Raw genomic sequence first — 3,914 nt, forward strand, 5'->3', positions numbered from 1 at the left:
CTGCTGCGCCAGGAAGGCGGACACATTGGTCTGTTCGGACTTGAACTGGTCGAAATCCGGCTCCCCGATGAAGGTGGAGAAGCCGACCTTGCCATTGGGATTGTCATAAAGCGTGCCGGCCCAGGGGAAGAACTGGGTTGTGAGGCCGGTATCGTCCTTCTGGTGGTAAAGCTGGATCGTGGCTTCCGTGCGGTCGGTGGGGCGCCAGGTCAGTTGCGGGGCGATGAACCAGCGATCATCGTCCACATGATCGACCTGGGTCCCCGCATCGCGCACCAGACCGGTGACACGGAAGGCCAGGGTTTCCGCTGCGTCGATCGGACCGGTCAGGTCAAACTGCGCCTGCTTGCGATTATAGTTGCCATAGCTCAGGATCACCTCGTTCGCGGCGGTGAATTCGGGGCGCTTGCTGGTCAGATTGACCACGCCGGCCACACTGCCCTGGCCGTAAAGGACCGAGGCGGGTCCCTTCACCACCTCCACCCGTTGCAGCATATAGGTATCGGAGCGGGCCACATTGTAGCTGTCATAGGAGGTGCGCATGCCGTCCAGATACTGGAGCGGGCGGCTGCCGCGCACCAGATAGCTGTCGACACGGCTGTCATTGCCATAGGCGTCGGAGCGCACGCCGGCGCTGTAGAGCAGCACATCCTGCACAGACAATGCGCCGCGTTCCAGCATCTGTTCGGCCGTAATGACGGCAATGGATTGCGGCGTGACGGCGATGGGCGTGTCGGTCTTGGTGGCGCCGCTGGCCCTGCGGGCGCGTTCCCCCACCACCACGATCTGATCGCGGTCAATGGCCTCCGCCACTTGCTGCACATCGCCTGATACGGCGTCGGCCAGCGCCGGGGCCGACACACTGCCCAGCAGCAAGGGCAGAAGCAGCAAGCGATTGGCCGATAGGGAAGAGGGGCGGACAGACATGACAGGGCTCCAAAACGTATTAAGAATTATTCGCATGGTGTTTAATCGGGTGAGATCAAAATGCGAATGACTCTTAACTGCATATGTATGCTGCATGCTGTGCATGGGTGTTTGTGCCGCCATCGTCGCTGAATGTGCGTAGAACCATATATGCGAATGCGATTGACTCTCATTCAATATAATCAGTAACACAGCACCGACCCGTGGGGGAGGGTAACCATGTCCAGATCGAATGTCGTTTGTGCCGGCACCATCGCCTTGCTGGCGCTGTCAAACGCTGCTGTCGCACAGCCTGTTGATGCCACGATGGAAACCGAGATCATCGTGACCGGAGAGAAGGTGGCGCGGTCGCTTCAGGATACGGCCGCTTCTGTTGCGGTGACCACCGGTCAGCGGCTGGAGGAAGAAAATATCCAGTCCTTGCAGGAGATTATTCAGCGCACCGCCAACATGGCGGAGACCTATGGCTCATCGGGCTTCACCATTCGCGGCATTGCCGATCGCGGGGTGTCGGGGGGCGGTGATGCCCCATTGGCCACCATCTATCTGGATGGGGCCGCGTTGCCGGACGGGATCGTCGGGGCGGGGCCCACCGACACCTGGGATCTGGCGCAGATCGAGATTTTCCGGGGGCCGCAATCCACCTTGCAGGGGCTGAACGCCCTGGCCGGCGCCATCGTGCTGCGGTCGCAGGACCCCACCTTCCACTGGGACCTGAAGGGCAGGGCCATCCTGTCGAAGGAGGACACGACCAGCTTCGCCCTGGCTGGCGGCGGACCGCTGGTGGCCGATGAACTGGCGTTTCGTATCGCTGCGGAAAAGCGCGACAGCGACAATTTCATCCACAATGTCACCCGCAACACGCCGGAAGAGCCGCTGGACAGCACCAATCTCCGCGCCAAGCTGCTCTGGACACCGGATGCGCTGCCGGGGCTGGAGGCGCGGCTGGGCTACACGCATTTCAAGAAGCAGGCTGGCTACACCTTCACCTATGCCAGCACGGCGGTCCCGGATTATTATGATAACCGCGTCGCCTATGGTGATTATCCCAACAGCAGCGATACCAGGGCCGATATCGTCAATCTGGAACTGGATTACGACATCGCCGACCGTACCTCGCTGAGCGCCGTCAGCAATTACAGCGATGTCGATCATCGGCGGGCCTATGATGGCGACAATACCGCCCAGCCGGTGAGCTATGGCGTCAATCCGGCCCGGTACAAGACCTTCTCCCAGGAGTTGCGCCTGCATCATGATGCGGATTGGCTGAAGGGGCTGCTCGGCGCCTACTATTATCATCGTGACCAGCAAGCCAGTTCCGAAAGCCGGACCCTGGTGCCCACGCCGGCCAATCAGGTATCCCTGCTGTTGCAAGGGGCCGGGTTCGATGCGGCCACGGCGGGGCAACTCGCCAACCTTTATGTGAATGCCCTGCCCACCATCCCGGTTCAGTACAGTGCCGATCTGCCGATGAAGGTGGAGACGATGGCGCTGTTCGCCGACGGTCGCCTGGAACTGACCGATCAGTTCTCGGTGCTGGCCGGCCTGCGCTATGACCACGAGCGCAACATCGTCACCGTCACGCAGACCGCGGCCTTTGCGGGAACCTATCCTGACCCGGCAGCCTTTGGTCCCTATGCCCCCCTGATCACGGCCATCAATGGCGGTGTGCAGGGACTGGTCGATCAGGCATCGGGCGCCACGCCGCGCTCCACGCGTAATTTCAACGCCTGGCTGCCCAAGCTGGGGGCGGAATGGGCCTGGACCGACGATCTGTCCACCACTTTTCTGGTGCAACGCGGCTACCGCTCGGGTGGGACCACGGCCAACACGGCGCGGTCGCAGGCCTTTTCCTATGATCCGGAATTCACCTGGAACTATGAATTGTCGCTGCGTTCGCAATGGCTGGATGGGCGTCTGACCCTGAACGCCAATGCCTATTACATCGACTGGAAGGATCAGCAGACGACGGTCAATTTCGGCCTGAACCTCTACGATTATCACACGGTGAACGCCGGCAAGTCGCATGTCTATGGCGGGGAAGTGGAACTGACCCACAAGATCAGTTCCGATATCGACTGGTATGCCTCGCTGGGCCACACCCGCACGAAGTTCGATGAATTCCAGACCAATGTCGGATCGGCCACCGACCTGTCGGGCCTGGAATTCCCCTACGCCCCGCGCTGGACCTTGGCGGCCGGGGTCAATGTCCGCTTCGGCGACGGCTTTGCCCTGAATGTGAATGGCAGCCACCGCAGCGAGGTGTTCGGCGATGTCTCCCGCCCGCAGGAGAATATGCAGCTTGAAGCGCGCACCCTGGTGAATACCAAGCTGGCCTATGAGTATGAAAACTGGACCGTTTCTGTCTTCGCCAACAATCTGTTCGACGAGAAGTACAAGCAGTATGAGTACGCTGCGGCGCAGCAGGCCCTTCTGGGGGCGCCGCGCGTGGTGGGCGTGATGCTGGAGGGGCGGCTGTGAGCGACCTTCTGCCCTTCATGCTGATCCTGGCGGGCGCGCTGGGCGGTGCCTGGGCCTTGCGCCGTTCCTGGCAGCTCGGTGGTGACCGGGGCCGGTTGCCCTGGCTATTGTCCGGCTGGGCCTTGCTGGCCGCCGGCCTGATCGGTCCGGCCTGGGTGCTGGGCACGATGCGTGGCCCCTTCATTGCCTTGGCGCTCATACCCGTGGTGGCGCTGTTGCTGGTGGCAACGGGTTTTCAAATCCGTACCGCCCGTGCCGGGCGGGCGGTGCGCGACAGCTTGGCGCCAGAACCGCTGGAACGGCCCGGCTCCACCTGGCGCACGGTCCTGCGCTGGTCGCTGGCGGGACCGATCGGCATGATCGCCGCCCTGGCAATCGGGATCGCCTATGCCGTCTGGGTGCCGGGTGCGGCCCAGACACGGCTGGTGGTCGGGGGATTGCTGGTGCCGGTGGTCTGGGGCGCGGCCATAGCCTGGACCCTGGCCGACAACCGCATCATTCGCGCT

At 62.3% G+C, this 3,914-nt stretch carries 3 protein-coding genes; 2 read left to right on the forward strand and 1 reads right to left on the reverse strand.

Going from position 1 to position 3,914, the window contains the following annotated elements; all coding sequences use genetic code 11:
• Positions 1 to 927, reverse strand: a 927-nt coding sequence (locus tag KBA48_RS32665; protein WP_292912844.1) for a TonB-dependent siderophore receptor, incomplete at its 3' end; no start/stop codon positions are given.
• Positions 928 to 1,146: 219 nt separating this feature from the next.
• On the opposite strand from KBA48_RS32665, the gene KBA48_RS32670 reads away from it, so the two are divergent.
• Both KBA48_RS32670 and KBA48_RS32675 read left to right on the forward strand, forming a co-directional pair.
• Positions 1,147 to 3,408 (forward strand): TonB-dependent receptor, encoded by a 2,262-nt coding sequence (locus KBA48_RS32670; protein ID WP_292912845.1) that lies wholly within the window; start codon positions 1,147 to 1,149, stop codon positions 3,406 to 3,408.
• Positions 3,405 to 3,914 (forward strand): hypothetical protein (locus tag KBA48_RS32675; RefSeq protein WP_292912846.1); only part of this gene is annotated, 510 nt, incomplete at its 3' end. The genes KBA48_RS32670 and KBA48_RS32675, both read left to right, overlap by 4 nt.

This window comes from Niveispirillum sp. (genome assembly GCF_017996735.1).
Taxonomy (GTDB): Bacteria; Pseudomonadota; Alphaproteobacteria; order Azospirillales; family Azospirillaceae; genus Niveispirillum.